Consider the following 26,533-nt stretch of genomic DNA (forward strand, 5'->3'; position numbering starts at 1 on the left):
TGGCTCGGAATGTGGGTTTGCCATCTTGTAAGAACGGGAAAAACTTTTCGGAGTGAGTATAATACGAAGGAGGATTTTACCATGCCTTTAGTTTCCATGACAGAAATGCTGAAAAAAGCAAATGCAGAAGGCTATGCAGTAGGTCAGTTCAACTTGAACAACCTCGAATTCACACAAGCAATTCTACAGGCGGCACAGGAAGAAAAATCACCAGTGATTCTTGGTGTTTCTGAAGGTGCAGCTCGTTATATGGGTGGCTTCAAAACAGTTGTTACAATGGTTAAAGCGCTAATGGAAGAGTATAAAGTGACAGTTCCGGTTGCGATTCACTTAGACCACGGTTCAAGCTTTGAATCTTGTGCAAAAGCGATCCACGCTGGATTTACATCAGTTATGATCGATGCTTCTCATCATCCATTTGAGGAAAACATCGAAACAACTTCCAAAGTAGTAGAATTGGCACACTTCCACGGAGTATCTGTTGAAGCAGAGCTTGGTGTAGTCGGTGGACAAGAAGACGACGTTATTGCTGACGGCGTAATCTATGCAGACCCTAACGAGTGTGAAGAGCTTGTAAAACGCACTGGTATTGATTGCTTGGCTCCTGCATTAGGTTCCGTACACGGCCCTTACAAAGGCGAACCGAACCTAGGCTTCAAAGAGATGGAAGAAATCAACAACCGTGCTGGTGTTCCTCTAGTATTACACGGTGGTACTGGAATCCCTACACATGACATCCAAAAGGCGATTTCTTTTGGAACTGCGAAAATCAATGTAAACACGGAAAACCAAATTGCGTCTGCAAAAGCAGTGCGTGAGACTTTAGCGGTGAAAACGGAAGAGTATGATCCACGTAAATATCTTGGACCAGCTCGTGACGCAATCAAGGCTACAGTTCAAGGCAAAATGCGCGAATTCGGTTCTTCCAACAAAGCATAAGACAACATAACACATTTCAACAACAACAACCATTCAACCAACAACAAGGCAACAATAGTGCAAAACCGCCACCTCAGGCGGTTTTGTTTATTTCTTATATGAAAGCGTGCACACTATAAAAAGGCAATGCTAAAACAGATTAAAAGGAGAGAATAACATGAAATTTTTCATCGATACAGCCAACCTGGAAGAAATTAAAGAGGCACATGAACTTGGAATCCTTTCAGGAGTAACAACGAACCCAAGTCTGGTTGCAAAAGAGAACATCACATTCGAAGACCGTCTTCGCGAAATCACTTCTTTTGTAACAGGATCAGTTTCTGCAGAGGTTATCGCGCTTGATGCGAAAGGAATGATTGAAGAAGGCAAGGCGCTTGCTGCGATTGCTCCGAATATCACGGTAAAAGTTCCAATGACTCCAGACGGCTTGAAGGCGGTAAAAGTGTTTTCCGAGCTGAACATCAACACGAACGTAACCCTGATCTTCAACGCAAACCAAGCACTATTGGCAGCTAGGGCAGGAGCAACTTATGTATCCCCATTCCTGGGTAGACTTGATGACATCGGACAGAACGGCATGGACCTGGTTTCCACCATCGCTGACATTTTTGCGATACATGACATCCCGACAGAAATCATCGCAGCATCAATCCGCCATCCAATGCATATCACGGATGCAGCATTAAAAGGTGCTCATATTGCAACAGTTCCTTACAAGGTCATCATGCAACTGTTCGGTCACCCTCTGACAGACCAGGGAATCGAGAAGTTCCTGGCAGATTGGAACAACCGCCAACAATAATCCTTGTGTAAAAATTAGGAATAAAGTACGAAATATTACGTTTCGATAAAGAATTAAGCTTTTCCATATAAGTATTCAAAAATATCGTGTAAACTAATGTATAATGAAAATTTTAAGATTGGTAATAATTGTGTATAATGAAAATAACACTCTTGGAAACCAACCTCGCCTTGAAGGGAGACCTATATGGAAAAGTTAAAAATTCTTGGTGGCAATAAGTTAAATGGAACAGTGCGTGTAAGTGGTGCGAAAAACAGCGCAGTTGCACTTATTCCTGCAACAATCCTAGCAGATTCACCCGTAACAATTGAGGGATTACCGAAAATATCAGATGTAGAAATTTTAAGCAGCCTGCTTGAAGAGATTGGTGGAACAGCATCCATGGACGGGGAGGACTTAACAGTCGACCCATCCAAGATGATCGCCATGCCTCTGCCTAGCGGAAAAGTGAAAAAGCTTCGTGCTTCCTATTACTTGATGGGAGCGATGCTCGGCAGATTCAAAAAAGCGGTGGTAGGTTTACCAGGTGGATGCCATCTTGGCCCAAGACCAATTGATCAGCATATCAAAGGTTTTGAGGCATTAGGGGCAGAAGTAACGAATGAACAGGGTGCAATCTATTTGCGTGCCGATGAGCTTCGCGGTGCACGCATCTATCTTGATGTCGTGAGTGTTGGTGCAACCATCAACATCATGCTTGCTGCAGTAAAAGCAAAAGGCAGAACGATCATCGAAAATGCAGCAAAAGAGCCGGAAATCATTGATGTTGCAACCCTGCTGAGCAGCATGGGTGCGAAAATCAAGGGAGCAGGAACAGATGTGATCCGTATCGATGGAGTCGAAAGCCTTCATGGATGCAAGCACACCATCATCCCGGACCGTATCGAAGCAGGTACATATATGATTATGGCCGCTGCAACAGGTGGAGAAATGATTATCGACAACGTTATCCCGACTCACTTAGAGCCATTGATTGCCAAGCTGCGTGAAATGGGCGTACGCATTGACGTCAATGACAACCAGGATCAGCTGCTTATCGTCCCGGGCGAAAAACTAAAGTCGGTCGACGTGAAAACGCTCGTTCACCCTGGATTCCCGACAGACCTGCAACAGCCGATGACGACCCTTTTGACAAAAGCGGAAGGGACAAGCATCGTTACCGACACCATCTATTCTGCGCGATTCAAGCACGTTGATGAACTTCGACGCATGAATGCCCAGATCAAAGTCGAAGGTCGCTCAGCCATCATCAACGGACCTGTACAGCTGCAAGGGGCAAAGGTAAAAGCAAGTGACCTGCGTGCAGGTGCTGCGCTTGTCATAGCTGGCTTACTGGCAGATGGACTAACCGAAGTGACAGGCCTAGAGCATATCGACCGTGGCTACAGCCATCTCGAAGAAAAGCTCGAGGGACTTGGAGCAACTATCTGGCGTGAATCCATGACCGAAGAAGAAATCGAGCAGATGCAGAATTCTTAAGATGTTTTTGTATTCTCACAAGTAGACAATAGAAAATATCACAGGTAAAACTAGCTGGTGATTGGAGCAATAGGCGAAGACTCCTGCGGGAGGTAGCGGTAGACTGGAGACCCCACAGGGCAAAGCCCGAGGAGGCTCCAGCACCGCCCCGCGGAAAGCGCAGCCTAATGCGGAAATCACCAGCGGTTTTAGAACCGTCTAATAAAAACCAAAAGCAGAACCCCCACCTAACCCGGGAGTTCTGCTTTTTTCATGAAACCACTTTCTCTTTTCGTCAAATGTGATATACTATTAACGAAAAGTATATCACAATGCCATCTTTTGCACATGCGAATGATGGCTTGACAATAAATTGCTAGATTCATAGTGAACAGAAGGAGTGGGAAAAATGGAAAGAAGTTTATCCATGGAATTAATTCGAGTAACAGAAGCAGCAGCTCTATCATCAGCACGTTGGATGGGTAGAGGCGATAAGGACAGTGCTGATGGAGCGGCAACCTCTGCGATGCGCGATGTATTTGACACCATTCCGATGAAAGGTACGGTTGTGATCGGTGAAGGTGAAATGGATGAAGCACCGATGCTTTATATCGGCGAGAAGCTAGGAACAGGATATGGCCCGCGAGTGGACGTTGCGGTCGACCCGTTAGAGGGAACGAGCATCGTTGCTTCCGGAGGCTGGAACGCGCTTGCTGTTTTAGCGGTGGCGGACCATGGAAACCTTCTGCATGCGCCTGATATGTATATGGATAAAATTGCAGTAGGTCCTGCGGCGGTCGGTAAAATTGACATCAACGCTTCTGTGCTGGACAATCTGAAGGCGGTAGCGGAAGCGAAAAATAAAGAGATTGAAGACGTGGTTGCAGTTATTTTAAACAGACCTCGTCACGAAAAGATCATCTCCGAGCTGAGAGAAGCAGGAGCACGTATCAAACTGATTGATGATGGTGATGTTGCAGCAGCGATCAACACGGCATTTGACCACACAGGTGTAGACATCCTATTCGGTTCAGGCGGAGCACCGGAAGGCGTAATCGCTGCAGTTGCCCTTAAATGCCTTGGCGGAGAGATTCAAGGGAAGCTATTGCCACAAAATGAAGAAGAAATGCTTCGTTGCAAGAATATGGGAATTGAAAACATAGATGCAGTATTAAGAATGGAAGACCTTGTTCGCGGGGATGACGCCATTTTTGCAGCAACTGGAGTGACAGATGGTGAGCTTCTGCGAGGGGTCCAGTTCAAAGGCACCAACGCAACGACTCATTCCGTGGTTATGAGAGCAAAGTCCGGAACGGTGCGATTCATCGATGGACAGCATAATATCAAGAAAAAACCGAACCTTGTATTCAAGCCATAAACATCTTAGACCGTAAACGCGTTTGCCGTTTACGGTTTTCCTCTATTTATAGGTCAAAAAAATCCACCTCGTTACGAAATCTATAGGGCGTAGAGCTTTTATTCGACACAAATCGAGGGGATTGTGGAATATTCCCCAGAAAATAATAGAATTGCACTAAGCCTGTCTATAGAAAGTTGTTGCTTAAAAGTATAAAATGTGGGTAAAATATTATATGCTACGCGTTTTATGTTAAAATCTATCCTTTTCTTCCTAGCGATTCTTCTACAATTTCTTCAAAAGGAGAGTTTATCCCACATGTAAAACGGGAGTAAGTCCTCACCCTTTACCCAATTCATCCGATTTATCATGGTGCAGGAACTTACATTAGATCCGACTGCCGGATTTCCCATCCTTCGAACTTATTTCAGCTTGAATCAGTTTTGGAAGACAAATGAACAAACTTTTTCCCATTGATACTAAATAAAAGAATAGAGTGGTGTTTTCTTTTTATGGATTTAACTATTTCTCATTTAGAAAATTTAAAGCTTAAAGAATTATATGAATTTGCCCGTCAGCATAAAGTTTCCTACTACAGCAAACTGACGAAAAAAGAACTTATTTTTGCCATTTTAAAAGCACAGGCAGAAAAAGACGGCCTTCTCTTCATGGAAGGTGTACTTGAAGTAATCCAATCGGAGGGCTTTGGATTCCTGCGCCCAATCAACTACTCCCCAAGCTCGGAGGATATTTATATTTCGGCTTCCCAGATTCGTCGTTTTGACTTGAGAAACGGGGACAAGGTATCCGGTAAGGTACGTCCTCCAAAGGAAAACGAGCGCTATTATGGGCTATTGCATGTAGAAGCGGTGAATGGTGACGATCCGGAATCGGCAAAAGAGCGCGTCCATTTCCCTGCATTGACGCCTTTATATCCGGATAGACAAATTGTCCTGGAGACAAAGCCTAAAGGTCTTTCTACACGCATCATGGATCTGATCGCACCAGTCGGATTCGGTCAGCGTGGTCTGATTGTTGCCCCTCCAAAAGCGGGTAAAACAATGCTGATCAAAGAGATCGCCAATAGCATTACAACCAACCATCCTGAAGCGGAATTGATTGTCCTTCTTATCGACGAGCGTCCTGAGGAAGTGACGGACATCGAACGCTCTGTAGCAGGAGATGTAGTAAGCTCCACGTTCGATGAGGTTCCGGAAAATCACATCAAGGTGGCAGAGCTAGTACTTGAGCGCGCATTGCGCCTTGTCGAGCATAAACGTGATGTCATCATCCTGATGGACAGCATCACGCGTCTTGCACGTGCATATAACCTGGTCATTCCGCCAAGCGGACGTACACTTTCCGGTGGTATCGATCCGGCAGCATTCCACCGTCCGAAGCGCTTCTTCGGTGCAGCGCGTAATATCGAAGAGGGCGGCAGCTTAACCATCCTTGCGACAGCGCTTGTGGAAACAGGATCCCGTATGGATGACGTAATTTATGAAGAATTCAAAGGAACCGGAAACATGGAATTGCATCTTGATCGCAACCTGGCGGAGCGCCGCATCTTCCCTGCGATCGATATCCGTCGCTCCGGAACCCGTAAAGAAGAACTTCTTATCCCGAAAGACCATCTGGACAAGCTATGGGCCATCCGCAAAACGATGTCCGATACACCGGACTTCGCAGAAAAGCTCCTAAGACGCCTGCGCCAATCCAAGTCCAACCAGGAATTCTTCGATATGCTCGAAGAAGACCAAAAGGCAGGAACGGCGAAGCGATAAGTATGGGTATTTGAAAAAGTGTTACTTTGCCCCCTGTTGGTTGTAGCGCAAGGGGTGAGACTCCTTGAAAATGCAAGCATTTTCTGCGTGCGATGTATCGCTGTCGAAGCGTTCCTTGTCCTGCGGGAGAAGCATGTCAAGGGAGACCCCACAGGCGCAAAGCGCCGAGGAGGCTCCCGAGGCCGCCAAGGATAAGCGAACCCCTGGAGCGGAAACCAACAGGGGAGTTTAATGTTAACACTCATTTTCAAAAGCGTAACAAGTAGACATTCACGTTTCTTTTACATGGAAAATATTGCGTGCCGATTTGGTAAATATAAGTCCAAAAGTAAGGTTGCAAAACCAAACATTACTTGATATAATTTCATCAGTGTGTTTTTAAGATAAATGATGTCGAACTTTGTTTGGTATCATTTGAAACCTAACTCTGTTTCGAAAGACTCAGGGCAAAAAGGAGATGACAAGAATGAAAGCTGGAATTCATCCTAATTACCGTAAAGTTGTATTCATGGACATCAACACTAGTTTCAAATTCATCACTGGTTCTACGATGAAAACAAACGAAACTATCGAATGGGAAGACGGTACTACTTACCCTCTAATCAAAGTTGAGATCTCTTCAGATTCTCACCCATTCTACACTGGACGTCAGAAGCATGCTGCTGCTGATGGACGTGTTGAGCGTTTCAACAAAAAATACGGCCTTAAGTAATAAAGTAAAACAGGCAGGTTATCCTATATCTTGCCTGTTTTTTTTTACTTACCTTACATATTTGATAAAAATGTGCTTATGTCTCTCTTGCTTGGACTAAGCACTTTTTATACGCTTATAAACAGAAGGGGGAGGCCGTGCATGTACGTAATGAAACATTCGGGTTGGGTAGAAGTGATTTGTGGCAGCATGTTTTCTGGTAAATCAGAAGAACTGATTCGCCGCATGCGACGCTCCCAATTTGCCAAACAAAACATTCAAGTATTCAAACCAGCAATTGACAACCGTTATGCCGATGAGGCAGTTGTTTCTCATAATGGGACATCCATCATTGCGATGCCAGTTCCATCTTCAAAAGATATCCTCTATCAAGTGGAGGAGCAGACAGAAGTGGTGGGCATTGATGAAGTGCAGTTTTTTGATGAGCATATTGTGGAAGTGATTCAGGAATTAGCAAACAGAGGCTACTGTGTAATTGCTGCAGGACTTGACCAGGACTTCCGTGGAGAGCCATTCGGGAAAATGCCGGAGCTGTTGGCGATCGCTGAAACTGTGACAAAGCTGCAAGCGGTATGTGCCGTATGTGGATCACCTGCAAGCCGTACACAACGTCTGATCAATGGAAAGCCAGCATGCTACGATGACCCAATTATTTTAGTCGGCGCTTCTGAATCTTACGAACCTCGCTGTCGTCATCATCATGAAGTTCCTCTAAATGTGTCCGTGTTGCAAGAAGTGAAAAAATAAAGCTTTTGCGAACTAGCTAAAAATAACAACTTTTCCTATAATTTGTCCGAAGAAATTTTGAAGAAGAGGATACGCTAAAGGCAGGAGGTGTTTGCATGAAACATGCAATCCTGGCAATAGTCGTATGCTCTTTTTTAATAGCTGGATGCGGGGCGGACAAAGACCTCACAGGCCAGCGTGAAGTGGAAAATGGAACAAGGCTGATTGGAACATCCGGCGATGATGGCTTCTACGAACGCCACCAAGATTCCAATGATTTCAACACCAATCAAAACCCGAATTTCCTTGATTTGACGGAGGACCGTCCCGACTACGGGGATGATCAGGAGAAATTCGCCGAAGTCATCACCTTAAACAGTAACCTCGAGCCTGGCCCTGTCTACATTACCGGCGACAACGCCCGGGTGACCGCCTATTCGAACGGCTCCCTTTCAGATGAAGAAAAAGACAAACTCCACTCCAAACTTAAGCGCAAATTCATTGATGTCGTCCCCAGATACAGAGTACATTTAACAATTAAGGAGCGGTAGTGTGGTGGTGCCTGAGTCGTCAGGCACCTTTTCTTTTTGCATACATATTTATTTGTCCACTTTAGAAAACTAACAGGTACATATTACAAACAAGAGGAGTTCCGCTATGGATTTAAAACTGTTTCTGGCAATTAATAGGCTAGCTGGCCGCTCGTGGTTTTTGGACAGATGTATGATACTGGTCTCGCAAAAAATGCGGTATATTTATTTTCTTATTCTATTTTTTTTATGGTTGAAAAAGGGGCGAGAAAGAAAAATGGCGATCGATGCCGGTATTTCCGTTCTGATCTGCTTGGTTTCAAACCGTTTGATTAAGTTGCTCTGGTTCAGGCCAAGGCCATTTTTGAAAAGAAGGATTGGTATTCTTATCCCTTCCTTGATGGATTCCTCCTTTCCGAGTAAGCATACCATTCTTGCTTTCGCTGTCTCGACCATCATCTTTCTTCACCATCGCGTTCTTGGCATCATCCTGCATGGATTGTCATGGTTAACAGGCTTTTCCCGGATATGGATAGGGCATCATTATCCATTTGATATTATAGGGAGTGCTTTTTTAGGTACTTTCACAAGTGTATTGCTCCATCAACGTCGGGAATTGGAGGGATGGGAGGAATAACTTTTTCAAATACCTAGATGGAAGGAGGTGGATAGGTTGTTGGTACGTTCTTTACTTATCCTATTCATCAGTACAGTGATAATAGGGTGTGCGAATCATGAGGAAGGTAAGCAACAAATAGAGGCAAATCCAATTGCTTTCAAGAATTCTGATTCAAAAAAAGTGGTTCTTATCATGATGGACTCGTTGATGGATACCCCTTTAAAGAGAGCGATAGAGGAGGAAAAAGCCCCTGCATTGGAATTCCTGATGGAACATGGCAGCTATAGTGACAAGCTGGTGAGCTCTTATCCGACCATGTCTGTCGTAATCGACAGTTCGATCATTACAGGGGCCTATCCAGATCAGCATAGAATACCTGCCCTGATATGGTACAACGAAAAAAACAAGCAGATTGTCAGTTATGGTAACGGTTTATTCGAGATTTTGAAGCTCGGTCCGTCCAATGTTGCTGTAAACAGTCTGAATCACTTCAATAATAGGGATCTGGGCAAAGAAGTCTCCACCATTCATGAGGATCTCCACAAAGTGAAAAAGCAGTCGGCATCCATCAACACCTTCATCTATCGCGGCAATCAAGCTCATACCCTTCATGTACCGGATGCCATATCAAAAATGACCGATTTAAAGGAAGAATATCAGACCATGGGACCGAAATATCTCTCCATCGGTTCACTGGCCAAACTTGATCCTGAAAACAAGCACACAATCAAAAGGCTGGGAATAAATGATACCTTTGCAACGGAGGAACTGATTTATTTGCTGAAAGAAAATATCCTTCCTGATTTTACGATTGTTTATTTTTCTGAGAACGATCATACAGCCCATAAAAAACCAGCTTCCTTCAAGGGCGTTGTAAAGATGGATCGGCACCTCCAGGATGTGCTGAATGCTTTCCCATCCTGGGAGCAGGCACTCGAAGACATTGTCTGGGTCATCATCAGTGATAGCAATCAATCCTATGTGAAGAAAAAGAAAAAGGAAGCATTGATTGATTTAAGAAAACCTTATGCGGATTTTAACATTCTTGAACTAGGCGAACCTGTCCGTCAAAAGGACGACTTAGTGATTACAGCGAATGAACGAATGGCATATATTTATAAAATAAGTGATAAATCCACCTTAAAAAAACTGGCCCAAAGCCTTGAGGGCGACCCGCGAATTGCCTGGGTGGCGTGGAAAGAGAACCAGATGGTCCATGTGATATCCGAAGGCCATGATGGAATGCTTTCTTTTGATACCGGTGGGAGCCTTGTGGACATCTATCAACAAAAATGGACGGTTGAAGGCAATGCTGACATCCTTGATTTGAAAATGGAAAACGGCAAAATAGCGTATGGGGAATATCCTGATGCCCTTGCAAGACTTTACGGCGCTATGCATTCCCAAGATGGAGAATTCATCATTGCGGATGCAAAACCTGGCTACGAATTCGTAGGTGAAAGCTCCCCTGAACACTCAGGAGGCGGAGCGCACGGCTCCTTGCATCAAGTCGACTCCCTAAGCCCCATCATCGTAGCAGGTACCGATAAAAATATAGAAAACCTGAGGAGTGTCGACTTGAAAAAATGGGTCCTGGAGGTTTTGAGTGGGAAATGAGGGCAATGCCGGGAGTCCTGTCTCTAGCTGCAACAGGACTCCGCCTTCCACCCCCCTTTTCCATCTATTTGATTTTGACGCCTCGCCTAACCTATACTATAATTAGAATGTTATAGGTAGGGACAAAAATACAGATGCTGACCGATTAAGGTTTGCACACATTACATAGAGGTGAATGCACGTGTTTGATCGTTTGCAGGCAGTAGAAATGCGTTACGATAAATTAACGGAGCTATTGAGTGACCCGGAAGTTATCAGCGATACGAAAAAGCTTCGCGAGTATTCTAAGGAACAGTCCGATATCCAGGAGACCGTGGAAGCATACCGTGAATATAAGGATGTCAAAGAGCAGCTGGAAGGTGCGAAAGCGATGCTCGAGGACAAGATGGATGCGGACATGCGCGAGATGGTGAAAGAGGAGATTTCGGAGCTTGAGGAGCAGCAGGAAGCATTGGCTGACCGTCTGCATATCCTTCTTTTACCGAAGGACCCGAACGACGACAAGAACGTTATCATGGAAATCCGCGGTGCAGCAGGTGGAGACGAGGCGGCATTATTCGCAGGCGACCTTTACCGCATGTACAGCCGTTATGCGGAAGCGCATGGCTGGAAAACCGAAGTGATGGAGGCAGCATCAACAGGTGTTGGCGGCTATAAGGAGATCATCTTTATGATTACCGGAAAAGGTGCGTATTCCAAGCTGAAGTTCGAGAATGGCGCACACCGTGTACAACGTGTACCTGAGACGGAATCCGGCGGACGTATCCATACTTCCACAGCGACGGTTGCGGTATTGCCAGAGGCGGAAGAAGTGGAAATCGAGATTCATGACAAGGATATCCGTGTTGATACGTTTGCATCCAGCGGTCCTGGTGGACAGTCGGTAAATACGACAATGTCGGCGGTCCGTTTGACTCACATTCCGACAAACACAGTGGTTTCCTGTCAGGACGAGAAATCACAGATCAAAAATAAGGAAAAAGCTATGAAGGTTCTTCGTGCACGTGTGTATGATAAGTTTCAACGTGAAGTCCAGGCTGAATATGATGCCAACCGTAAGCAGGCTGTTGGTACAGGTGACCGTTCCGAACGTATTCGTACGTACAATTTCCCGCAGAACCGTGTAACCGACCACCGCATCGGCTTGACGATCCAGAAGCTTGACCAGATCCTGCAAGGGAAGCTTCAGGAAATCGTGGACGCCTTGATCATGGAAGACCAAGCGCTGCGAATGGAACAGATGGAGAAATGATGAAGGCCATGAAGGTTTACGAAGCCCTGAACTGGGCTTCTTATTTTTTAAAAAAGAATGAGCGCGACGAGAATGCGGGAGAATTATTGTTGCGCCATCATATGAAGCTCGATCGGGCCCAGCTTTTCAGCAGAATGCAGGAAATGATGCCGATGGACACTCAAAGCTCCTTCGTTTTCAATGTCCATAAGCATGCAGCGGGAATTCCAGTGCAGTATCTGATGGGAAAAGAAGAGTTTTACGGCCGCAGCTTTTTTGTAAGCGAAGAAGTGCTGATTCCAAGACCGGAGACGGAAGAATTGGTGGTCGGCTTGTTGGATAGAGTGAAGAGGCATTTTGCTGACACTACAGAAAAATTGAGTGTCGTCGATGTTGGGACAGGCAGCGGCGCAATTGCGGTGACGCTGGCGCTTGAAAATAGTAACCTGAACGTGATGGCAACGGATATTGCCGGTGAATCCCTGGAGGTCGCAAAGGATAACGCAGAGGCTCTTCATGCAGATGTGGAATTTTTGCAGGGTGATCTGCTCTTGCCGTTCATTGAGCAAGGCATCAAAGTGGACGTCGTGGTTTCCAACCCTCCATATATTCCGGAAAAGGAATACGAAGGCCTGTCAATAGTAGTGAAAGACTTTGAGCCGTATCGTGCGTTGGTCGGCGGTGTTTCCGGATTGGAATTTTACGAGCGGTTCATGGAAGAATTGCCACAGGTGTTGAAGGACCGTGCCATTGTTGCGTTTGAAGTGGGAATGGGACAAGGGGAAGCGGTGAAAAACTTGCTGCTTACGACTTTCCCTGATGCTCGTGCGGAAGTGGTACTGGACATCAACGGGAAAGATCGAATGGTATTTGCGGAAATTGGATGATGGTAGTTGGCGAGTCGGTACGATACGATCGCCATCATAATATATAAGGGAATAAGGAGCGGCACCTTGCAGCTTGGTGTGGGGCAAGGTGTTGATGGATTGCTTGGTTTAGATGATTGCTCCTTCTTCCGTATGGGGTCTGGCTAGGGTCAGCCCCCTATTTGTTTTTTCTTCCACATAACGGATGATGGCTTGGCGGATTTCTTCCTTCTGCTCCGCTTTTGCAAAGTTTATCAATTGGGATAGGTTGGAATCGTAAGAGATGCTGCGGTGATAATGATGGTAGAATGCCTTGCCATTCATCCACCGGCCGCCTACTAAGATTTCGAAATCAATAGGAATGCTGATATGGTTAAAAGCACTCTTCATTTCCCCAATGCGAAAAGATTCAATGTTGCACGTAAACGATCTCATATTGCGTCTTCCTTTCCTGAGAGTTGTATCCTTATCGTGCTCCGGAAACGGGATGCACGTCCTATTTCTATACCCCCTCATTCATGGTACAAAACCTCCAAACTAGCAAACTATCAAAAGAAAAATCTTCCTCAAAAAATTAAATTTGCTAGTTTAGGATTTTCAACTTTTGACCAGACTGTTTCCTAGAGGGGAGAGGGATTGAGATGAGAACATTAAAAAAGAATGTAATCTTTTTATATATAGTATTGCTGTTTATGGGCGCGTATGTGACGGTGGCCGGGGAGCAGGCTGCAGCCGGTGTGGAAGTGAAGAACGGGGCAATGGTCATTCCGGATGAGGCGATCAGGCTTCGCATCCTGGCCAACAGTGACAGCACAGAGGATCAGGAGCTGAAAAGAAAGATCCGTGACCGTGTGAACGAGGAGATCACGGTTTGGGTGGAGGGCCTCACTTCCATGGAAAATGCCCGTGAAGTCATCCAGGGGAACATCCCGGAGATCGAGAAGATTGTAGAGGAAGTCATGGTGGAAGAAGGTATGATTCAGGAGTATAATGTAGACTTCGGCAGAGTGGATTTCCCGACGAAAATGTACGGCAAGTTCATCTATCCTGCTGGTGACTATGAAGCGATTCTGATCACACTCGGTAAAGGAACGGGAGCTAATTGGTGGTGCGTGCTGTTCCCGCCATTATGCTTCCTTGACTTCTCCAATGGGGAAGCGACTGCGACACCTTTTGAAGAAGAAGAAACAGGTGCTGCTGCAAAAGAAAGCAAGTCCAAAAAATCAGCAAGAGCAAGCATCCTTGAAAATGAAACAGAAATGAGCGTAACAGCCGCATCAGTGGAACCAAAGGAATTTGTCGTCGATGAAGAGCCGGAGGAAGTGGAAGTGAAATTCTTCGTATTCGAGGCTCTATCATCTCTATGGGAAAAAATCACGGCATAATCGTTCTACTTTTTCATCCACCTCAATAGAGTAGTAGTATAAAAAATACTAGAAGAGGTGGATGAGATGAAAAAAATGCGCGCTGCAACAAAAGAAGATCAATGGGCCATGCAGGTCTTTTTAAGACAAGCAAATATTAGTACAATAGGATTGGAAGACAAAATTGAGGATTACATCATCTTGGAGGAAGAGGAAACTGGCATCTGCGGAACCATCGGAATTGAAACGATAGATGGTGACGGCCTGTTGCGCTCCCTTGTCATCGGTCCAACCGTCAAAAAGATGCACCTGCTGCAGCTATTCGAACACACTCAGCAGCATGCCCGCAGAAAAGAACTCGACCGATTATTCCTGGTGACCAACAAGACCGACTACATACAATTCTTCGAGCTCCTGGGCTTCTTTCAACAAGAAATCCACAACGTCCCGAAGGAAATCACCCAATCGGCCCACCTAAAAGAAACACTCGAACAACAAACCTGTACCTTTATGATGTGTAAACTATAAAAATGAGGGGGGCCAGACCCCATTTGCTTTAGTACGCTAATGCGGAGCGGGTCAGGCCCCCTATGATATTCACAAAGTTATCCACCGAACACACAACATTTATCCACAATTTGTGGATAAATGTTGTGTAATGTAGGTAATTTGTTTATATTTGATGGAACGAATCCTTTTCTATTCACATGTTGATAGATTTTTAAAAGAGGTAGATAAGATGTTGACGAAAAAGTGGACTGTGGATAACGTAGATCCTTTGAAAATGAATTATCCACAGCTGAAAGAGGCAGCCGCACTTCTTCAACAGGAAGAGGTTGTGGCTTTTCCTACTGAAACGGTATATGGTCTTGGGGCGAATGCTTTGTCAGATCAGGCCGTACAAAAGATTTTTGAGGCAAAGGGACGTCCAGGTGACAACCCTTTGATTGTGCATATCACGAAAAAAGAACAACTCACAGACCTTGTGGATAACCTGCCGGAAGTTGCGGAGAAATTGATGCAGGCTTTCTGGCCAGGGCCGCTTACGCTTGTGTTGAAAAGCAGGGATAGTGTTTCCAAGTATGTGACTGCCGGTCTGGATACGCTTGCAGTGCGGATGCCGGATCACCCGGTAGCCCTTGCTCTGATGGAAGTGTCAGGCCTTCCGCTTGCTGCGCCGAGCGCCAACCTTTCCGGCAAACCGAGTCCGACAACCGCTGCACATGTTGACGAGGATCTCGACGGAAAAATTGCCGGAATTGTGGATGGCGGACCAACAGGGGTCGGCCTGGAATCCACGGTGGTGGACTGCACAACGGAAATTCCGATCATTTTGCGGCCGGGTGGCGTGACAAAAGAGCAGCTCGAAGCGGTCGTCGGACAGGTCGAAGTGGATCCTGCCCTGACCTCGCAAGATCAGGCGCCAAAATCGCCGGGAATGAAATATACCCATTACGCCCCGGTTGCACCAGTCTTTTTAGTGGAAGGCGGGTTGGATTTTCTGAAAGAAACGATCCTCAGAGCACAGAAAGACGGCAAAAAGGTCGGCTTGCTCGTGACAGAGGAGACGAAATTCGAATTGGGTGAAGCAGGAGATGTGATGCTGACCTGTGGAACCAGAAGCGATTTATCCACAGTTGCCACAAACTTATACGATGTGCTTCGAGCATTCAATTCAACCGATGTGGATATCATTTTCAGCGAAACCTTCCCGAAGACAGGGGTAGGTGCAGCGATTATGAACCGTCTGGATAAGGCGGCAGGCCAAAAAATCATCAGTGAGAGGTAAGTTCCCATTTAGCGGAACTTGCCTCTTTTTTTGCCTTCTAATCGGGATTTCCCGTGCATATCTTGGAAGTAGACAAGTCCTAGGGAGGGGTATGCGGGGGATGGCAGTGATGGTTGGAGAATGGATGACACTCTTTTTAATGGCAATAGCTCTAGGAATGGACGCATTTTCAGTGGGTCTCGGCATGGGGATGATCAAACTGAGAGTGCGCCAGATCTTTTACATAGGCGTTACCATCGGGGTTTTCCATGTTATGATGCCACTATTCGGCATGAGTATCGGAAAAGTACTGTCGGAGCAGTTCGGCTCCATTGCCACGTTGATAGGAGGGCTGCTCCTCATCATGCTCGGTGTCCAAATGATGCTATCCTCGTTCAAGAAGGAGGACGGTCCGCTGATCACCCCGGTCGGAATGGGGCTGATCGTCTTTGCGCTCAGCGTCAGCCTCGACAGTTTTTCGGTGGGTTTAAGCCTTGGCATTTATGGGGCTCGGACGCTATTGACGATTCTCATGTTTGGTGCAGTCAGCATGATGCTCACCTGGATGGGGCTCTTTTTTGGCAGAAAGCTGCAGGGATGGCTCGGTTCGTATAGCGAGGCGCTTGGCGGGAGCATTTTGCTTGGTTTTGGATTGAAGCTATTATTTTTTACTTAATGGAGACCTTTTGTAGGTCTTTTTTCATTTCTGGGTTAAAGGTTGGAGAGGGATAGCCGAAATAAAACATGTAAACTATTTTTCTTCTCCATCCTTTTGTCTATAATGAGGTAAAAAGGAGGAGTAGGGACATGAATATTTTGTTTGTATGTACCGGAAATACGTGCCGGAGCCCGATGGCAGAGGCAATATTGGCAAGCAAAAAGCTTCCCGATGTAGAGGTGCGTTCTGCAGGGGTTTTCGCCATGCAGGGCAGTGCGGCGTCCCATCATGCTCAGGAAGTGCTAAAGGAAAACGGTATCCCGTCCAATCATGCTTCTTCTCTTGTGACGGAAGAGTCAATCAGCTGGGCCGATTTTATTTTGACGATGACAAGCCAGCACCGGGCATTGGTGGAGGAGCGTTATCCGCATGCTTCCGGTAAAACCTTTTCGCTGAAAGGTTTTGTCGGCGAACCCGGCGAGGTATCAGACCCTTATGGAGGCAGTGTCCATACATATCGCAACACGTTTGAAGAATTGCAGGAACTGATTGAGTTGGTAATGAAAAAAATCATATAAAGAAACCTTGGTGATGCTTTCTTTCTTTTGGACTGCAGCAGCAAGGGAGGAGGAAGCATCATGGGGGAAAAGCGAAAGTATAAGTTTGGGTTGCGCTATAAGCTGGTTTTATTTGCGACAATCCTTGCTGCAATTACGTATACAGTAAGCGGGATTTTTATCTATGTAGTCGTAAATTATGTGGAAAATTTTATAAATGCGAGTTTGTTTACGGTTATTACACTCGTACTTGGTGTGGCATGGTCCGGTATTCTTGCGTTCTTCGCTGCACGATTTATAACAAAGCCGCTGCAACAGCTTGAAGAAGTGGCGCAAAAGGTGGCGAATGGCGACCTATCCGAAGATGTGCCTGTCACGAATTCCCGCGATGAAATCAGTGCGGTAGGTGACGCGTTCAATCTGATGCTTCACAATCTGCGCGAAATGGTTACGTCGATCGACCAGCATTTCCAGCAGACGAACCGTAAAGTGGAAGAGATTTCCGACGTATCGATGCAAGCATCCGAGCAGGCGGATAATATCTCCATGACGATCGAGGAAATTGCAAAAGGTGCCGAGAGCTCCGCGGCCTCGATTCAGGATACTGCTGAATCGGTGGAAGAAGTAATCAAGATTGCGGACGAGGTGCATGAGAAGGCGACATCCTCCCAATCCTTATCCGAAGAAATGGTAAAAGACCTCGAAGAAAGTAAAGAGGTCATCCATTCCCTTGTTTCCGGCATTCAACGTCTCGCAGGGGAAAACAAGCAATCGCTCGATTCTGTAGAACGTTTGGAGAAGCATGCAAAAGAAGTCGAAAATATCATCTCCCTTGTTGGTGATATCGCTGGCCAGACTAACCTGTTAGCATTGAATGCTTCCATAGAAGCGGCGCGTGCAGGCGAGCATGGACGAGGATTTGCGGTTGTCGCAGAAGAGGTCCGTTCCCTGGCTGATGAAAGTGCCAAGGCGGTTCAGGGCATTTCCGAACTGATCAAGAACATCCAGGAAGAAGTGAAAAATGTGGTCACCCAGATCACAAGCCAGGTAAAAGCGGCAAATGTGGAAGCGGAAAAAGGCACCGCCACCAACACCGTCATCGCAGAAATGACAGATTCCGTTCTCGAAGTGGCAGCCGCGGTCAAGCAGATCGCAAGCCTCGTCGACCAGCAGATGGATAGCATCCGCGTAACGGCCCGACAATCCCAGGAAGTCGCAGCCATCGCAGAAGAAACATCAGCCGGAGCCGAAGAAGTAACAGCCACCACCCAAGACCAGGCCAGCATGATCGCAAATGTGGAGAAGATCTCGCAGGAGCTTGCAGCGCAGGCAAGTGAGCTGAAGCGTACGATTTCGAAGTTTCGGGTTTAGGTGTTTGGGGACAGGTTCCTTGTCCCACACGCCTGCATAATGGCGAAACGAATAGATAGCATTTTGCTTGGGGCCGAAGAGAACAATCTCTTCGGCTTCTTTTTTATCTTCATGTGGTAGTGTTGCGGCGCGGGTCGGCTCCGCTCCGTGTGAAGGGAATTGTAATTTTTTGTAAAGTGGATAGATTAAGGATTTCGCCAGTCTCCTTAATATTGAAAAGCTGCTAGGATCAGCCCAAAAACGGAACTCTAACCCAACATAATAAGTTAAGCCTTTTTAAAACAGGTAATTGATCTCTTTTTACTAGGATTCAGGCAAAATCCAACCACAACAATGGATTTTTTCGCAGAGCAAGGGTAAGATGTACATATAATAAATCTTCAAATTTGGAGGATGAAAAGATGAGAGTGGCAATTGCGTCAGATCATGGCGGAATCAATATTCGTGAAGAGATAAAAGGACTTTTAAAAGAGTTGAATATAGAATTTGAAGACTTTGGCTGTGAATGTGAAACGTCCGTAGATTACCCGGATTATGCATTACCGGTTGCGGAAAAAGTGGCAAGTGGCGAATTCGACCGCGGCATCCTGGTTTGTGGAACCGGGATCGGCATGTCGATTGCGGCAAACAAAGTGAAGGGCATTCGCTGTGCGTTGGTGCATGATCTGTTCAGTGCAAAAGCGACCCGTGAGCATAATGATAGCAACGTTCTGGCAATGGGCGAGCGCGTAATCGGGCCGGGCCTTGCACGTGAAATCGCAAAAGTTTGGCTGACTACGGAATATGAGGGCGGACGCCATGCGAACAGAGTACAAAAAATTCACGATATCGAAAAGTAATGAGGAGCCCATGGGTGTCAGCGGATAGGGACATTCGTGGGCTGTTTTGTTTATCCCAGTCGTGAAAGGAGAGGGATCTTATGCAAAATGAGTGGAAAGAGCAATTAAGTCAGGCGCTGACTGACCTGCAGGCCCAAGCGTCCTTGCGAAGTAGGCAGGTGCTTGTGATCGGGTGCAGTACGAGTGAAGTGATTGGCGAAAAAATAGGCACGGCGGGTACGGAAAACGTCGCGGAGACCATCTTTGCAGCTTTGGCAGAGTTTCGTGCCAGTACTGGGGTCGAGCTTGCCTTTCAATGCTGTGAACATTTGAATCGTGCGCTTGTCGTGGAGCGGGCTACAGCAGAGCGGCTCCAACTCGATGAAGTGACCGTCATTCCTGTTCGCCAGGCCGGCGGGGCCATGGCATCTTATGCGTATCATCAGCTGAACGATGCGGTAATGGTCGAGCACATCAGAGCCGACGCCGGCATCGACATCGGCGACACACTGATCGGCATGCACATCAAGCATGTTGCGGTTCCGGTCAGAAGTAAAGTCAAGTCCATCGGCGAAGCGCACGTCACCATGGCAAAAACACGGCCGAAGCTGATCGGCGGAGCGCGTGCGGTGTATTCGGTGACAGGTCCTTTGTCCCACTCATAAACGTTTTTTTCCGAAGGCTCCCAATCAACGGAGCCTTTTTTAGTAGTTGGGCGGGACGCGGGACCTGTCCCTCTGTCCCACGCTTCGGACCCGACCCCATGGGCAACTCGGGACAATGGACCTGTCCCCAATGTCCCAAACCGAAAGTTTTTCATAGTAAGCGCTACCAATCTTCCTTTTCTGTTTCTATTGTGTGGACACCGTGATAAAATGATAGAGGTAAAGGTTGAAAAACCGAATGAGAAGAAGTTGTGGCAATATTAAACTAATTAATAGGATGTTTATTTCTAAAGGGGGATACCGGAGTGAAGTTAGCGCAACAGGATCAACAAGTGTTTCAATCGATTCAAGATGAGTTAGGAAGACAACGTACGAAGATTGAGCTGATTGCATCTGAGAACTTTGTGAGTGAAGCGGTAATGGAGGCGCAGGGTTCTGTGCTTACCAACAAGTATGCAGAAGGATACCCAGGTCGTCGTTATTATGGTGGATGTGAACACGTGGACGTTGCGGAGAATATCGCCCGCGATCGCGCGAAGGAAATCTTCGGAGCGGAGCACGTCAACGTTCAGCCGCACTCTGGTGCCCAAGCGAACATGGCCGTTTATTTTACAATTCTTGAGCAAGGCGATACGGTTCTTGGGATGAACCTTTCCCATGGCGGTCACTTGACGCACGGTAGCCCGGTTAACTTTAGTGGAATTCAATATAATTTCGTCGAGTATGGAGTGGACAAGGATACTCATACGATTAACTATGAAGATGTGGCGGAAAAAGCAAGACAGCATAAGCCGAAACTGATCGTGGCTGGAGCGAGCGCGTATCCTCGTGTCATCGATTTTGCGAAATTCCGTGAGATCGCGGACGAAGTGGGAGCGTACCTGATGGTCGATATGGCGCATATCGCTGGCCTGGTTGCAGCAGGATTGCATCCAAACCCGGTTCCTTATGCTGATTTCGTGACGACTACTACGCATAAAACATTGCGCGGACCTCGCGGTGGGATGATCCTTTGCCGTGAAGAATGGGCGAAAAAGATAGATAAATCCATTTTCCCAGGTATTCAAGGTGGTCCATTAATGCACGTAATCGCAGCAAAAGCGGTGGCATTCGGTGAGGCGTTGCAGCCGTCATTCAAGGATTATGCGCAAAAAATCATCGACAATGCTGCCCGTCTTGCGGAAGCGTTGAAAAAGGAAGGCTTGTCCCTTGTTTCTGACGGAACGGACAACCATTTGCTATTGGTGGATGTGAAATCCATGAGCATCACAGGTAAAATCGCGGAGAAAGTGCTGGACGAAGTGGGAATCACAGTGAACAAGAACACAATTCCATTTGACACGGAAAGCCCGTTTGTAACTAGCGGAATCCGTATCGGTACTGCTGCAGTAACAAGCCGCGGATTTGGCTTGGAGGATATGGACGAGATTGCGTCCCTAATTGCCTACACGCTGAAAAACCATGAGGACGAGGCGAAGCTTGAAGAAGTGAAGTCCCGTGTAGAAGCACTTTCTGGAAAATATGAATTGTATCCTTCGCTAGGATAATAGCTTTATGGAAGAGGTCTGATGTTAGACCTCTTCTTTTTGCGTAAAAAAACGAAAGATTAACTTGAATCGCCCCCCCTTTTTATGTAGAATCAATGGAAGTGTGATTAAGAAGCCAGGCCACAAACCGGCTTATGAAACCAATTAAAAAGGAGAGATTTCGAATGGCAAAAGTGTACGTCTTTGATCATCCATTAATTCAACACAAACTTACATACATCCGAGACAAGAATACTGGTACGAAGGAATTTCGTGAACTGGTTGATGAAGTAGCAAGTTTAATGGCATTCGAAATTACTCGTGATCTTCCGCTTGAGGAAGTAGAAATTGAAACTCCTGTTTCTGTTTCAAAATCCAACGTTCTTGCAGGTAAGAAGCTGGGAATCATCCCTATCCTTCGCGCAGGCCTTGGAATGGTGGAAGGGATGCTAAAGCTGATCCCGGCTGCAAAAGTTGGACACGTCGGCTTATACCGTGACCCGGAAACATTACAACCGGTAGAATACTATGTGAAATTACCTTCTGATGTGGAAGAGAGAGACTTCATCGTGGTAGATCCAATGCTTGCAACAGGCGGATCTGCAGTAGAAGCCATCAACTCCCTGAAAAAGCGCGGAGCGAAGAACATTAAGTTCATGTGCCTCATCGCATCTCCAGAAGGTGTAGAAGTCGTAAAAGACGCTCACCCGGACGTAGACATCTACATCGCAGCCCTCGACGAAAAACTGAACGAAAAAGGCTACATCGTACCTGGACTAGGCGATGCTGGAGATAGATTGTACGGAACGAAGTAAATGGTAGGGGCCTGACCCTCAGTGCTTTAAAGCGATAAAACAACGGGGGCCTGACCCTCAACACTTTAAAGCATTAAAATAACGGGGCCTGACCCCCACCACTGTGAAGCACTAAAACAGTGGTGGGGGTCAGGCCTTTTTTTGTTCTCTATATAAATTAAATTTTTCGGCAAGAGGGATTGCGAGGTTGTTTGCGGTACCTTCTTGTGCATATTTCCGACCCTTAAGCAAATGCTATTTGTTAGAGGTGAGGGACGTGAAATTACGGAATTTGATGATGACAGTTTGTTTAGCGAGCGGAATCATATCGACTGCTCTGCCTACATATACGATTGCGTCAGATAGATTGCAGATAGATGCATTACATAATTTTATTCCGGCCCAGGTGGAGCCGTCACCGCAGCCCCAATATCCGGAGCGTCCGCCGCTACCTGCAGCTGGATCAGAAGAAATGGACAAAGAGCAGACAGTCATACTCATAGTGGAAGAGTCCGAGCATGAAAGAATGCGACGGAAGATAACTACCGACTATCCGAAACTCCATATCAAGCGGACCTACACCGCGGTGTTCAAGGGATTTGCAATCAAGGGTCCCACAAAGGATCTGGAGCGGTTGCAGCAGGAGGATGGCGTGGTGGAAGTGTCCCCGGTTACGAACTATACACCGATGATTGATGAGAGTGTGCCTTTCATCGGCGGCGACCGGATGCGGAGCTTTTACGATGAGGATGGCCATAGACTGACCGGAGAAGGCGTCAAGGTCGGAATCATCGATACGGGGATTGATTATACGCATCCGGATCTGAAGCATAGTTATGGTGGTGGCTATGATTTTGTCGATGAAGACGAGGATCCGATGGAGACGAAGAAGTCACAGGGTATCCCGACGCTCCATGGGACCCATGTTGCGGGGATCATTGCGGCGAACGGCCATCTGAAGGGAGTAGCGCCGGAAGCGAAGATCTATGCCTACCGGGTGCTTGGTCCGGGTGGCCATGGGACGAGTGAACATGTGATTGCCGCGATTGAAAAAGCGATTCATGATAAAGTGGATGTGCTGAATCTGTCGCTTGGCAATACGATCAACGGTCCGGATTGGCCGACAAGCCTGGCCCTCGACAAAGCGGTGGAGCATGGTGTAGTGGCGGTGACCTCAAGCGGCAATTCGGGACCGAATCTTTGGACGGTCGGGTCGCCGGGTACCTCGACACAGGCCATCTCGGTGGGTGCCTCGACGCCGCCCTTGAACATACCGCATCTTTCAGCGTTTCTTTCCAAAAAGGAAATAGAGATGCTTCCTCTTCAAGGGTCGGCGAAATGGATTTTCAACAACAGGCCGGTCAAGATGGAATATGTCGGACTTGGGGAAGATGACGATTTGAAGGACGTCGACCTGAAAGGGAAGATTGTCCTCATGGAACGGGGGAAGATCCCTTTTTCGGAAAAAGCGTGGAATGCAAAGGAGAAAGAAGCTGCTGCACTTGTCATCTACAATAATTTGGAGGGGAATTTTACAGGATCCCTCGAGGTGGAGATGGACCTGCCGGTTGTATCCATTTCAAGGGAGGACGGCCTTTATCTGAAAAAGCAGGTCAATAGGAAGTTTTCCTATGTGAGGACGACCTATAAGTGGCATAAAGACGACATCGCAAGCTTCAGTTCGCGGGGTCCGGTGACGCACAACTGGGAGATAAAGCCCGATGTGGTCGCACCAGGAGTCGCGATTGACAGCACAATCCCGAATGGCTATCTTGCCTTGCAGGGAACCAGTATGGCGGCGCCGCATGTGGCAGGTGCCAGTGCGCTGCTCAAGCAGGCACACCCAGACTGGTCCCCGAGTCAAATCAAGGCCGCGCTCATGAATACAACCAAGCCGCTTCAAAAAGAGGACGGCACCCGATATTCCGTCCTCGAACAGGGCACAGGGCGGATTCAGCTAGAGGAAGCCATGAACACAAACAGTCTCATCTACCCTGGAACGCTCAACTTCGGCATGTTTGAGAAAAAGGACACACGTAAGGAAAAAGAGATTGAGATCCAGGTGGAGAACGTATCGGACCGCGATATAAAGTACACCTTCACTCCGCCGAAAGCGTCAAAAGGAATCCAGTGGAAGGTCCCGATCTCTTTTACCCTAAAGCCTAATGAAAAAAGGAAGACGACCATAACACTCGATATCACCCCTAATCAGCAGAGCACCGGAATGCATGAAGGCTCGGTAACCGTAAAAGCGAACCACCAGGAGCTAAGGCTGCCTTTCCTCTATATAATAGAAGAACCTGATTATCCAAGGATCATGGGCTTCCAGTTCGGCTACGGCGACAAGGAAGGGGAGTACCAGTATGAAGTGTATCTACCCGAGGGGGCAGAGGAGCTTGGCATTGCCCTCTATGAGGCGGATACCCTTCATTTCATCAAATACCTAGACTGGGAACGCGACCTGCCAAGAGGACTCTTCAAAAAACAGATCTCAGCCGATAAAGTAAAAGTAAAAGGCCTCGTGAAAGCCGTTGTTTTCGCAAAAAAGCTCGAAAAGGAAGACTCGGTCGAAGCGGATCTTTATTTTGAATGAATACTTGGACACATTTCCCCAAACCGGTCAAGCAACCCGACCTAAAAACCGTGAATAGTCACATAATGTTCACAAACGACAAAGTTAAACCCGACAATATCTATGTTAAAATATTGATATACAACAGCCGAATGAGGAAAACGTTCATCATTTGGCTGTTTTTTTCTGGGTAATAATAGGAGAGAAATTGAAGCGCTTCACCTGCAAATCTTACCAAGAAAACTTTGTCGATTTTTTCCGTATAACACATTGACATTGAATTTTGGCTATTGTATGCTTACAAAGGGTATAAAATGATAAGGTTTTCATAAACCTTTTGCAACCATTTTTATACATATTTAGCATCGTTTTTGAAGCTAGACCTCAGTATTTTACCGCATGAAAAACGGGGTGTTTTCTATGAATGATAAACGCCGCCCATTCCAAGCAATGGCCTTGATGTCCGCGATCCTTTCCTACCTTGTCGGCCCAACCTTAGTCGGATTATTTGGAGGAAGATGGCTGGATGGAAAAATAGGCACAGAACCATTATTTCTGGTCATTGGACTTCTATTAGGACTAGCAGTCGGAGTTTACGGCGTGTTGTATGCAGTCCGCCAATTCTTCTCAGGAGAGTCATAATATGCCTGAATCAAAAGAAAATCTCTTAAGGCACATAAAGTACTTTTTGTTCTTATTAGCCTTATATGTTCTCGGTTGGGGTTTTACACCTTACCAGGACTGGTTTCTGGGGTTGATCCTCGGGACCGCGGTAAGCTTCTATAACCACTGGCTTCTGTACCAGAAGGTGAAAAAGTTCACAGACGCAGTTGCATCTGGGGCGAAGGCTTACACATTAGGATCATTTTCAAGAATGGCTGCTGCAGTCCTTGCTGTAGTCATCGCTGTGAGATTTCCGGAATACCTGAATCTCTACGGTGTCATCATAGGGATTATGACATCCTATATTGTCATTATCATAGATTCATTTGTTAAACTCTTTACAAGCAGTGGGGAAGAGAGGTGAGTAGTGTTGAATCACAGTGCTCCAATACGGACGCTTGAAATATTTGGCTTTGACCTACATTTCAATTTGTCTAATATTTTAATGACAACAATTGCGGCAACGATTGTGTTCCTGATAGCTGTACTGGCTACAAGAACGCTTGCGTTGAGACCTACAGGCATGCAGAACTTCATGGAATGGCTCGTAGATTTCGCAAAAGGAATCATTAGCAGTACAATGGATTACAAAACAGGCGGAAGATTTCTTGCGTTGGCATTGACTCTATTGATGTATGTATTCGTATCAAACATGCTAGGGTTACCATTCGCAATCATCCTGGGCGACGAACACACTTTATGGTGGAAATCCCCTACAGCCGACCCTGTAATCACACTTAGTCTCGCGGCAATGGTCGTTGCCTTGACGCACTATTATGGGATTAAGATGAAAGGCTTCAAGGAATACGGGAAAGACTTCTTCAGACCGATGAGTTTCTTATTCCCACTGAAGATCATAGAAGAATTTGCAAACACCTTGACGCTTGGTCTTCGTTTATACGGTAACATCTTTGCAGGGGAAATCTTGCTCGGGTTACTGGCAGGACTAGCAGTTACAGGCTATGAAACAGGTATCCTATCCGGGGTTCTTGGAACATTGGCAGCTTTCATACCGATGTTGGTATGGCAGGCCTTCAGTATTTTCGTAGGTACTATCCAAGCATTTATCTTTACCATGTTAACAATGGTTTATATGGCACACAAAGTGAGTCATGACCATTAATTTATAAATCTTC

At 46.5% G+C, this 26,533-nt stretch carries 27 protein-coding genes; 26 read left to right on the forward strand and 1 reads right to left on the reverse strand.

The window, feature by feature from the left end; genetic code table 11:
- Window positions 1-81: 81 nt before the first annotated feature.
- The 12 genes from ABN702_RS21450 (at window position 82) to prmC (ending at window position 12,662) form a co-directional block, all read left to right on the forward strand.
- On the forward strand, window positions 82-939 hold the full coding sequence (locus tag ABN702_RS21450) for a class II fructose-bisphosphate aldolase (protein ID WP_417898618.1): 858 nt from the start codon (window positions 82-84) through the stop codon (window positions 937-939).
- Window positions 940-1,096: 157 nt separating this feature from the next.
- Window positions 1,097-1,741, forward strand: coding sequence for a fructose-6-phosphate aldolase (fsa, locus tag ABN702_RS21455; protein WP_417898619.1), 645 nt, complete (start codon window positions 1,097-1,099; stop codon window positions 1,739-1,741).
- A gap of 186 nt (window positions 1,742-1,927) precedes the next feature.
- The gene (locus ABN702_RS21460; RefSeq protein WP_417898620.1) at window positions 1,928-3,220 is read left to right on the forward strand and encodes a UDP-N-acetylglucosamine 1-carboxyvinyltransferase; all 1,293 of its coding nucleotides are present in this window, start codon (window positions 1,928-1,930) and stop codon (window positions 3,218-3,220) included.
- Window positions 3,221-3,608: 388 nt separating this feature from the next.
- Complete coding sequence (gene glpX / locus ABN702_RS21465; protein WP_417898621.1) at window positions 3,609-4,577, forward strand: class II fructose-bisphosphatase; 969 nt, start codon at window positions 3,609-3,611, stop codon at window positions 4,575-4,577.
- 491 nt (window positions 4,578-5,068) lie between these two features.
- The gene (gene rho, locus ABN702_RS21470) at window positions 5,069-6,340 is read left to right on the forward strand and encodes a transcription termination factor Rho (RefSeq protein ID WP_386642121.1); all 1,272 of its coding nucleotides are present in this window, start codon (window positions 5,069-5,071) and stop codon (window positions 6,338-6,340) included.
- A 466-nt stretch (window positions 6,341-6,806) separates the two neighbouring features.
- Window positions 6,807-7,052, forward strand: coding sequence for a type B 50S ribosomal protein L31 (locus ABN702_RS21475; protein ID WP_204413054.1), 246 nt, complete (start codon window positions 6,807-6,809; stop codon window positions 7,050-7,052).
- A gap of 141 nt (window positions 7,053-7,193) precedes the next feature.
- Window positions 7,194-7,799 (forward strand): thymidine kinase, encoded by a 606-nt coding sequence (locus tag ABN702_RS21480; protein ID WP_417898622.1) that lies wholly within the window; start codon window positions 7,194-7,196, stop codon window positions 7,797-7,799.
- Window positions 7,800-7,894: 95 nt separating this feature from the next.
- Window positions 7,895-8,329 (forward strand): hypothetical protein, encoded by a 435-nt coding sequence (locus ABN702_RS21485; RefSeq protein ID WP_417898623.1) that lies wholly within the window; start codon window positions 7,895-7,897, stop codon window positions 8,327-8,329.
- A gap of 106 nt (window positions 8,330-8,435) precedes the next feature.
- Entirely contained in the window at window positions 8,436-8,945 is a 510-nt protein-coding gene (locus ABN702_RS21490) for an undecaprenyl-diphosphatase (protein ID WP_417898624.1), read from the forward strand.
- Between the two features lie 36 nt (window positions 8,946-8,981).
- The gene (locus ABN702_RS21495; protein WP_417898625.1) at window positions 8,982-10,544 is read left to right on the forward strand and encodes an alkaline phosphatase family protein; all 1,563 of its coding nucleotides are present in this window, start codon (window positions 8,982-8,984) and stop codon (window positions 10,542-10,544) included.
- 181 nt (window positions 10,545-10,725) lie between these two features.
- Entirely contained in the window at window positions 10,726-11,796 is a 1,071-nt protein-coding gene (prfA, locus tag ABN702_RS21500; protein ID WP_417898626.1) for a peptide chain release factor 1, read from the forward strand.
- 8 nt (window positions 11,797-11,804) lie between these two features.
- Window positions 11,805-12,662, forward strand: a complete 858-nt coding sequence (gene prmC / locus ABN702_RS21505) for a peptide chain release factor N(5)-glutamine methyltransferase (protein ID WP_417900995.1) — start codon at window positions 11,805-11,807, stop codon at window positions 12,660-12,662.
- A gap of 108 nt (window positions 12,663-12,770) precedes the next feature.
- On the opposite strand, the gene ABN702_RS21510 is transcribed toward prmC, so the two are convergent.
- Window positions 12,771-13,076: a hypothetical protein gene (locus ABN702_RS21510; RefSeq protein ID WP_417898627.1), complete on the reverse strand. Its 306-nt coding sequence runs from the start codon at window positions 13,074-13,076 to the stop codon at window positions 12,771-12,773.
- Between the two features lie 206 nt (window positions 13,077-13,282).
- Here ABN702_RS21510 and spoIIR point away from each other — a divergent pair, with 206 nt between their 5' ends.
- From spoIIR to atpB, 14 genes are all read left to right on the forward strand, one after another.
- The gene (gene spoIIR, locus ABN702_RS21515; protein ID WP_417898628.1) at window positions 13,283-14,026 is read left to right on the forward strand and encodes a stage II sporulation protein R; all 744 of its coding nucleotides are present in this window, start codon (window positions 13,283-13,285) and stop codon (window positions 14,024-14,026) included.
- Window positions 14,027-14,092: 66 nt separating this feature from the next.
- Window positions 14,093-14,533, forward strand: coding sequence for a GNAT family N-acetyltransferase (locus tag ABN702_RS21520; protein ID WP_417898629.1), 441 nt, complete (start codon window positions 14,093-14,095; stop codon window positions 14,531-14,533).
- A gap of 211 nt (window positions 14,534-14,744) precedes the next feature.
- Window positions 14,745-15,794, forward strand: coding sequence for an L-threonylcarbamoyladenylate synthase (locus ABN702_RS21525; protein ID WP_417898630.1), 1,050 nt, complete (start codon window positions 14,745-14,747; stop codon window positions 15,792-15,794).
- A 100-nt stretch (window positions 15,795-15,894) separates the two neighbouring features.
- Window positions 15,895-16,449: a manganese efflux pump MntP family protein gene (locus ABN702_RS21530; protein ID WP_417898631.1), complete on the forward strand. Its 555-nt coding sequence runs from the start codon at window positions 15,895-15,897 to the stop codon at window positions 16,447-16,449.
- A 131-nt stretch (window positions 16,450-16,580) separates the two neighbouring features.
- Window positions 16,581-17,009, forward strand: coding sequence for a low molecular weight protein arginine phosphatase (locus ABN702_RS21535; RefSeq protein ID WP_417898632.1), 429 nt, complete (start codon window positions 16,581-16,583; stop codon window positions 17,007-17,009).
- A 60-nt stretch (window positions 17,010-17,069) separates the two neighbouring features.
- A complete protein-coding gene (locus ABN702_RS21540; RefSeq protein ID WP_417898633.1) occupies window positions 17,070-18,359 on the forward strand; it encodes a methyl-accepting chemotaxis protein in 1,290 nt (429 codons plus the stop codon).
- 401 nt (window positions 18,360-18,760) lie between these two features.
- Window positions 18,761-19,198 (forward strand): ribose 5-phosphate isomerase B, encoded by a 438-nt coding sequence (gene rpiB, locus ABN702_RS21545; RefSeq protein ID WP_386642155.1) that lies wholly within the window; start codon window positions 18,761-18,763, stop codon window positions 19,196-19,198.
- A gap of 80 nt (window positions 19,199-19,278) precedes the next feature.
- Complete coding sequence (locus ABN702_RS21550) at window positions 19,279-19,842, forward strand: TIGR01440 family protein (RefSeq protein ID WP_417898634.1); 564 nt, start codon at window positions 19,279-19,281, stop codon at window positions 19,840-19,842.
- 305 nt (window positions 19,843-20,147) lie between these two features.
- Window positions 20,148-21,389, forward strand: a complete 1,242-nt coding sequence (gene glyA, locus ABN702_RS21555; RefSeq protein WP_417898635.1) for a serine hydroxymethyltransferase — start codon at window positions 20,148-20,150, stop codon at window positions 21,387-21,389.
- Window positions 21,390-21,553: 164 nt separating this feature from the next.
- A complete protein-coding gene (gene upp / locus ABN702_RS21560; RefSeq protein ID WP_204413021.1) occupies window positions 21,554-22,183 on the forward strand; it encodes a uracil phosphoribosyltransferase in 630 nt (209 codons plus the stop codon).
- Window positions 22,184-22,439: 256 nt separating this feature from the next.
- A complete protein-coding gene (locus ABN702_RS21565; RefSeq protein ID WP_417898636.1) occupies window positions 22,440-24,755 on the forward strand; it encodes a S8 family serine peptidase in 2,316 nt (771 codons plus the stop codon).
- Between the two features lie 399 nt (window positions 24,756-25,154).
- Window positions 25,155-25,376 carry an AtpZ/AtpI family protein gene (locus ABN702_RS21570; RefSeq protein WP_417898637.1) on the forward strand — a complete coding sequence of 74 codons (222 nt, stop codon included), beginning with the start codon at window positions 25,155-25,157 and terminating at the stop codon, window positions 25,374-25,376.
- A gap of 1 nt (window position 25,377) precedes the next feature.
- Window positions 25,378-25,761, forward strand: a complete 384-nt coding sequence (locus ABN702_RS21575; protein WP_204413017.1) for an ATP synthase subunit I — start codon at window positions 25,378-25,380, stop codon at window positions 25,759-25,761.
- A gap of 6 nt (window positions 25,762-25,767) precedes the next feature.
- Window positions 25,768-26,520 (forward strand): F0F1 ATP synthase subunit A, encoded by a 753-nt coding sequence (atpB, locus tag ABN702_RS21580; protein ID WP_417900996.1) that lies wholly within the window; start codon window positions 25,768-25,770, stop codon window positions 26,518-26,520.
- Window positions 26,521-26,533: the final 13 nt, after the last annotated feature.

The organism is Bacillus haimaensis, assembly GCF_048270625.1.
Classification (GTDB): Bacteria; Bacillota; Bacilli; order Bacillales; family Bacillaceae_I; genus Sutcliffiella_A; species Sutcliffiella_A haimaensis.

What these genes read in the sequence shown, in the direction of transcription:
- ABN702_RS21450 (WP_417898618.1), top strand. Translation starts at nt 82, where the DNA reads ATGCCTTTAGTTTCCATGACAGAAATGCTGAAAAAAGCAAATGCAGAA.
- fsa (WP_417898619.1), top strand. Translation starts at nt 1,097, where the DNA reads ATGAAATTTTTCATCGATACAGCCAACCTGGAAGAAATTAAAGAGGCA.
- ABN702_RS21460 (WP_417898620.1), top strand. Translation starts at nt 1,928, where the DNA reads ATGGAAAAGTTAAAAATTCTTGGTGGCAATAAGTTAAATGGAACAGTG.
- glpX (WP_417898621.1), top strand. Translation starts at nt 3,609, where the DNA reads ATGGAAAGAAGTTTATCCATGGAATTAATTCGAGTAACAGAAGCAGCA.
- rho (WP_386642121.1), top strand. Translation starts at nt 5,069, where the DNA reads ATGGATTTAACTATTTCTCATTTAGAAAATTTAAAGCTTAAAGAATTA.
- ABN702_RS21475 (WP_204413054.1), top strand. Translation starts at nt 6,807, where the DNA reads ATGAAAGCTGGAATTCATCCTAATTACCGTAAAGTTGTATTCATGGAC.
- ABN702_RS21480 (WP_417898622.1), top strand. Translation starts at nt 7,194, where the DNA reads ATGTACGTAATGAAACATTCGGGTTGGGTAGAAGTGATTTGTGGCAGC.
- ABN702_RS21485 (WP_417898623.1), top strand. Translation starts at nt 7,895, where the DNA reads ATGAAACATGCAATCCTGGCAATAGTCGTATGCTCTTTTTTAATAGCT.
- ABN702_RS21490 (WP_417898624.1), top strand. Translation starts at nt 8,436, where the DNA reads ATGGATTTAAAACTGTTTCTGGCAATTAATAGGCTAGCTGGCCGCTCG.
- prmC (WP_417900995.1), top strand. Translation starts at nt 11,805, where the DNA reads ATGAAGGTTTACGAAGCCCTGAACTGGGCTTCTTATTTTTTAAAAAAG.
- ABN702_RS21510 (WP_417898627.1), bottom strand. Translation starts at nt 13,076, where the DNA reads ATGAGATCGTTTACGTGCAACATTGAATCTTTTCGCATTGGGGAAATG.
- spoIIR (WP_417898628.1), top strand. Translation starts at nt 13,283, where the DNA reads ATGAGAACATTAAAAAAGAATGTAATCTTTTTATATATAGTATTGCTG.
- ABN702_RS21520 (WP_417898629.1), top strand. Translation starts at nt 14,093, where the DNA reads ATGAAAAAAATGCGCGCTGCAACAAAAGAAGATCAATGGGCCATGCAG.
- ABN702_RS21525 (WP_417898630.1), top strand. Translation starts at nt 14,745, where the DNA reads ATGTTGACGAAAAAGTGGACTGTGGATAACGTAGATCCTTTGAAAATG.
- ABN702_RS21530 (WP_417898631.1), top strand. Translation starts at nt 15,895, where the DNA reads ATGGCAGTGATGGTTGGAGAATGGATGACACTCTTTTTAATGGCAATA.
- ABN702_RS21535 (WP_417898632.1), top strand. Translation starts at nt 16,581, where the DNA reads ATGAATATTTTGTTTGTATGTACCGGAAATACGTGCCGGAGCCCGATG.
- ABN702_RS21540 (WP_417898633.1), top strand. Translation starts at nt 17,070, where the DNA reads ATGGGGGAAAAGCGAAAGTATAAGTTTGGGTTGCGCTATAAGCTGGTT.
- rpiB (WP_386642155.1), top strand. Translation starts at nt 18,761, where the DNA reads ATGAGAGTGGCAATTGCGTCAGATCATGGCGGAATCAATATTCGTGAA.
- ABN702_RS21550 (WP_417898634.1), top strand. Translation starts at nt 19,279, where the DNA reads ATGCAAAATGAGTGGAAAGAGCAATTAAGTCAGGCGCTGACTGACCTG.
- upp (WP_204413021.1), top strand. Translation starts at nt 21,554, where the DNA reads ATGGCAAAAGTGTACGTCTTTGATCATCCATTAATTCAACACAAACTT.
- ABN702_RS21570 (WP_417898637.1), top strand. Translation starts at nt 25,155, where the DNA reads ATGAATGATAAACGCCGCCCATTCCAAGCAATGGCCTTGATGTCCGCG.
- ABN702_RS21575 (WP_204413017.1), top strand. Translation starts at nt 25,378, where the DNA reads ATGCCTGAATCAAAAGAAAATCTCTTAAGGCACATAAAGTACTTTTTG.